Raw genomic sequence first — 4,909 nt, forward strand, 5'->3', positions numbered from 1 at the left:
CCCGTGGCCCCAGCGCCCTCTGGCGAGGCCCCGACCGCCCAGGTGCGCTGAGCCCAGGGCCCCACACGCGGGGTCGCGCCCGCCGGCCGCCCCCCGCACCAGCCGTCCTTGCCGGGCGTGTTTCCCATCTCCGCACGTTTCATGATTCCCTGCGGGAATGGGATTAGTCGGGTTAATGGATGATTTACCGGCGATACGAAATTACCGTAATTTTCCACTTAGACTTGACTCACACCGGGGGTCCGGCCGCATAACGTCCCAATCCTTTTCAGGAGCATTGGGATGACGAGTCATCGGGCCATGCCAGTTCGTTGGTGGTTGGGTTTGACCCTCGCGGTGATGCTGGGTGCGTGCGACTTCGGCGGGCGCAAGGTGCCCGAGATTCCGCCCGCGCCTCCCGACGCTCCCCAGCAGGTCATCGCGCAGCCGGGGGATGCCTCCGCGCTGGTGACGTGGTCGGTGCCTCCGAGCGACGGTGGCAGCCCGCTCATGTACTACGTGGTCCGGTGCGTGCCCGAGTGCGGTGGCGCGCTGGTGAGGGCGCCCGACACGCAGGCCACCATCCTGGGCCTCAACAACGGCTTCACCTACGTGTTCAAGGTCGCGGCGGTGAACGCGATGGGCGAGGGCCAGGCTTCCGTGGAGACGGACCTGGTGACGCCGCTCGCGGGCATGAGCATCCCGAACCCCACGGTGCCGGGACAGCCGCGCGCGGTGGTTCCCACGGCGGGCAATGGACAGGCGTACGTGAGCTGGGTGGTCCCGGCCAGCTTTGGCGGCCGTCCGCTGTCGTACTTCAAGGTGACGGCGGAGCCCGGGGGCACCACGAAGACGGTGTCCGCGCCGGTGTCGGGAACGCTCATCGAGGGGCTCGACAATGGCACCGGGTACACCTTCACCGTCACGGCGGCCAACGAGCTGGGCGAGGGTCCTTCGGTGCGCACGACGATGGCGGTGACGCCGCGTCCCGGGGGAGCCCCGACGAACTGGGTGATGGGCTATTGGGTGGGCTACCAGCGCGACCTGTATCCGGTGGACACGGTGGACATGTCCCTGCTCACGCACGTGGTGGTGGGCCGCATCCGCCCGCGCATCGACGGCACGCTCTACACGGACTTCGACGTCTCCTCGCTCGAAGGCCCCCTGCTCGCGAAGGCGCTGGCGCAGCGGGCGCACAAGGCCGGGAAGAAGGCGCTGCTGATGCTGGGCGGCATGGGCGAGTACGACGGCTTCAAGGGCGCGACGGAGACGGTGGAGAAGCGCCGCAACTTCGTGGCGAACATCATCAAGGTCATGCGCGAGCTGGAGTTCGACGGCATCGACGTGGACTGGGAGCCCATCCTCCTGCCGCAGGACGGCCCGCCGCTCTTGGCGCTGCTGGACGAGCTGCGCGCCGCGGATGAGAAGATCATCATCACGGTGCCCATCGGCTGGGTGAACTCCAACTTCACGCTGGGCAAGATGGACGCGGACTTCCACCGGGAGCTGGCGGCCCGCGTCGATCAGATGAACGTGATGGCCTACAAGATGAGCGGGCACTGGGGGCAGTGGGAGAGCTGGCACTCCAGCGCGCTGTTCGCGGAGAGCCCCGGCCACCCCAGCTCCGTCGCCAGCTCCGTGAAGGCCTTCCTGGACGCGGGCGTCCCGCCCCAGCGCATGGGCGTGGGCATCGGCTTCTTCGGCACCTGCTGGAAGGGCGTCACGGAGCCGGGCACGCCCCTGGACGGGCGGGACGACGTGCAGGAGGAGCAGAGCGACAACGCGATGAGCTACGCCAACATCCAGACGCTCTACTACAAGCCGGAGGCCTACCGCTGGGACGCGGCGGCCAAGGCGCCCTACCTCTCCTTCCCCACCGCGTTCGGCCCGCAGGCGTGCAACTACATCTCCTACGAGGACATCCCGTCCGTGTCGGAGAAGGGCCGCTGGGCCCGTGAGCTGGGCCTGGGCGGCGGCATCATCTGGACCATCAACCAGGGCCACTTCCGACAGGCCCCGGCGGGTGAGAGGGATCCGCTGCTGAAGGCCGTGCACACGGCCTTCCTCAAGCCCTAGACGTAGCGCGCTTCGAACAGCTGGCGCAGCGACGGTTCGGTGCGCAAGAGCTCCAGCGTGAGGGTCGCGTGACCGGGGACGTAGCCATTGCCCACGAGCATGGTGACGTCCTTGCCCACGCCCTCCGCGCCCAGGGCCGCCGTGGTGAAGCTGGTGGCCATGGAGAAGAAGATGACCGTGCCGCCGTCCTTCACGGACAGCAGGGACGCCATCTCCGTATTGCCCACGCTGGCGCAGTTCACCACCAGGTCGCAGAGCGGACCGCCCGTCGCCTTCTGCACCGCCTCCATCACGTCCACGCCCTGGGTGGCGTCCACCTTCAGCGCCTCGTCGCACAGGCCGATGGCGGACAGCGCATCCAGCGCCTTCTGGGAGATGTCCAGCGCCAGCAGCTTGCCCCGGCTCTCCAGGCTGCGGCGGGCCTGGGCCAGACACAGCGCGCCGCTCTTGCCCGCGCCCAGCACCGCCACCGTCATGCCCGGGCGCACGTAGCGCGCCACCAGCGCGGGCGCGCCGCACACGTCCAGCGCCGCCAGCGCCAGCGTGTCCGGCATGTCCTCCGGCAGCTTCGCGTAGATGCCGCTCGCGAAGATGAGCGCGTGGCCCCGGATGTCCACCCGGTCGATGTCCACGTGCACCGCCTTCACCTCTTCGATGACGAGCGGCGTGAGCGTCAGGCTCACCAGCGTGGCGATGCGGTCGCCCTGCTTGAGCACGCCGTTGGCGGGGTGCTTCGAGCCCAGCTCCTTCACCCGGCCAATGAGCATGCCGCCCGAGCCGGTGACGGGGTTCTGCATCTTGCCGCGCTCCAGCACGATGTCCTGGATGCGCTGGGCGATGCGGCCGGGGTCGCCGCCCACGTCGTCTTTAATCTGCTTGAACGACGCGGCGTCGATGTTGAGGCTCTCCACGTCGATGAGCATCTCCGCCTCGCGACACGGCAGCGAGGGGTCCAGCTTGCGGGCGCGCTGCGGCAGCACGCCCTTCTCACCCACGACGCGCGACAGCCCGTACGAATCAGTGCCCATGGAGTTCCTCGTCAGTCCTGCGTCAGGCGCGGCACCAGCACCGCCAGCGAACGCTCGAAGCGGTACGACACGCCCGAGTGCCCGTCCTCGAACTCCTCGTGCGTCACGTCCACGCCCGCGGCCTTCAGGTCGTCGGCCACCATGCGCGTGCCCCAGCGCAGGTTGAACTCGTCGCGCGTGCCGGCGTCCAGGAACACGCCCTTGAGCTTGCGGAAGGAGTCCAGGAACTTGGGCACGAAGCGCACGGGGTCGTGCACCAGCCACCGGTTCCACACGTCCAGCCGCAGCTTCGCGTTCTGCTGATCGAAGGGCAGCTCCAGATTGAGCGGCTCGCCCTTCTTCGGCGAGTACGCCGCCGCCATGGCCAGGATGTTGATGACCGGGAAGTCGTCCCCGCGCATCTTGGTCTCACGGGCGCGCTGCCGCATCTCCGTCGCCCACGTCTCCACGCCGCCGGCCTTGAGCAGCGCGGTGGCCGCCTTGGGCAGGTCGGGCATGTAGCAATATTCGAAGTACGAATCCGGCGCGTGCGCGCCCACCAGGGAGAACAGCTCCGGGTGGTAGCGGCCCATCACCAGCGCGCCGTAGCCGCCGGAGCTGTGGCCCACCACCGCGCGCGACGCGGCCTTGGGCAGCGTGCGCCAGGTCTTGTCCACGAACCCGATGATGTCCTTGGCCAGGTAGTCGCGGTAGCGGCCAATGGCGTCGCTGTTCACCCACTGGCTGCCGCCCAGCTTCGTCCAGGCATCCGGGAAGACGCCGATGACGGGCGGGATGACGCCCTGCTCGATGAGGGCGTCCAGGCGGTCCGGCACGGACGGGGCGAAGCCGGACGCGTTCGTCCAGGAGGCGCCCGTCGAGCTGAAGGCATGCAGGAAGTAGACGACCGGGTAGCGCTGCGTGCCCGCGGCATAACCCGGCGGCAGGTACACGGTGAGCCGGCGGCGGGCCGGATCCCCCAGCGGATTGTTCTCCAGCGCGGGCGACTGCACTTCGCGCGTCTCGAGCACTCCCTTCATCCCTGCACCCCTTTTTCGCGGTGCTCCGCGCGCGTCACGCGCTGGAGCCCGGTGGCTTGGCGAACAGCTTCATCACCTGCTGCAGATCCGCCCACGCATTGCGCTTCTCCGCGTTGTTGCGCAGCAGGTAGGCGGGATGGAAGGTGGGCATGAGCGGGATGCCCTCGTACTCACGCCAGGAGCCGCGCATGCGGGTGATGGCGGTGGTGTCGCGCAGCAGCGTCTGCGCCGCGAACTTGCCCAGCGCGACGATGGCCTTGGGTTGGATCGCCAACAGCTGCGAGCGCAGGAACGGTTCGCACGCGGCGATCTCGTCCGGCTCCGGGTTGCGGTTGCCCGGCGGGCGGCACTTCACGACGTTGCAGATGTAGACATCGTTCCGGGTGAAGCCCATGGCGGCGATCATCTTCGTGAGCAGATCGCCCGCCGCGCCCACGAAGGGCACGCCCTGGAGGTCCTCGTTCTCACCGGGGCCCTCGCCCACGAACACCAGGTTCGCGCGCGGGTTGCCGGAGCCGAACACGATGTTCTTGCGGCCCGTGCACAGCTTGCAGCGCCGGCAGTCGCCCAATTCGCGGCGGATCTGATCCAGCGTGGGCCGCTCCCCTTCCACCACGCCCGGCAGCGCGCCGTTGTAGCGGGGCGTCGCCCGGGGCACGTCCACGAGCATCCCCGGGGACGGCGCGGCCACGGCACGAGGCGCAGGAGCCGCCGCGGCTGGGGGCGCGGCGACGGGTGGACGGGGCGCGCCCAGGGGCTGCTTCATGGCGGCATGCAGCACATCCCGTGAAGGGGACTCCACCGGGG

General features: G+C 69.1%; 4 protein-coding genes. 1 reads left to right on the forward strand and 3 read right to left on the reverse strand.

The features are described 5' to 3' along the window. Positions 1-300: 300 nt before the first annotated feature. Entirely contained in the window at positions 301-2,055 is a 1,755-nt protein-coding gene (locus D7Y13_RS38510) for a glycosyl hydrolase family 18 protein (RefSeq protein WP_244222433.1), read from the forward strand. Here D7Y13_RS38510 and kdd read toward each other — a convergent pair. From kdd to D7Y13_RS38525, 3 genes are all read right to left on the reverse strand, one after another. Next, complete coding sequence (gene kdd / locus D7Y13_RS38515; RefSeq protein ID WP_120585112.1) at positions 2,052-3,083, reverse strand: L-erythro-3,5-diaminohexanoate dehydrogenase; 1,032 nt, start codon at positions 3,081-3,083, stop codon at positions 2,052-2,054. The genes D7Y13_RS38510 and kdd overlap by 4 nt on opposite strands. Before the next feature lie 11 nt (positions 3,084-3,094). Beyond that, positions 3,095-4,102, reverse strand: a complete 1,008-nt coding sequence (locus tag D7Y13_RS38520) for an alpha/beta hydrolase (RefSeq protein ID WP_120585113.1) — start codon at positions 4,100-4,102, stop codon at positions 3,095-3,097. A gap of 34 nt (positions 4,103-4,136) precedes the next feature. Further along, positions 4,137-4,909 (reverse strand): uracil-DNA glycosylase (locus D7Y13_RS38525; protein ID WP_233602454.1); only part of this gene is annotated, 773 nt, incomplete at its 5' end.

Origin of the sequence: Corallococcus praedator (assembly GCF_003612125.1) — a bacterium.
GTDB lineage: Bacteria > Myxococcota > Myxococcia > Myxococcales > Myxococcaceae > Corallococcus > Corallococcus praedator.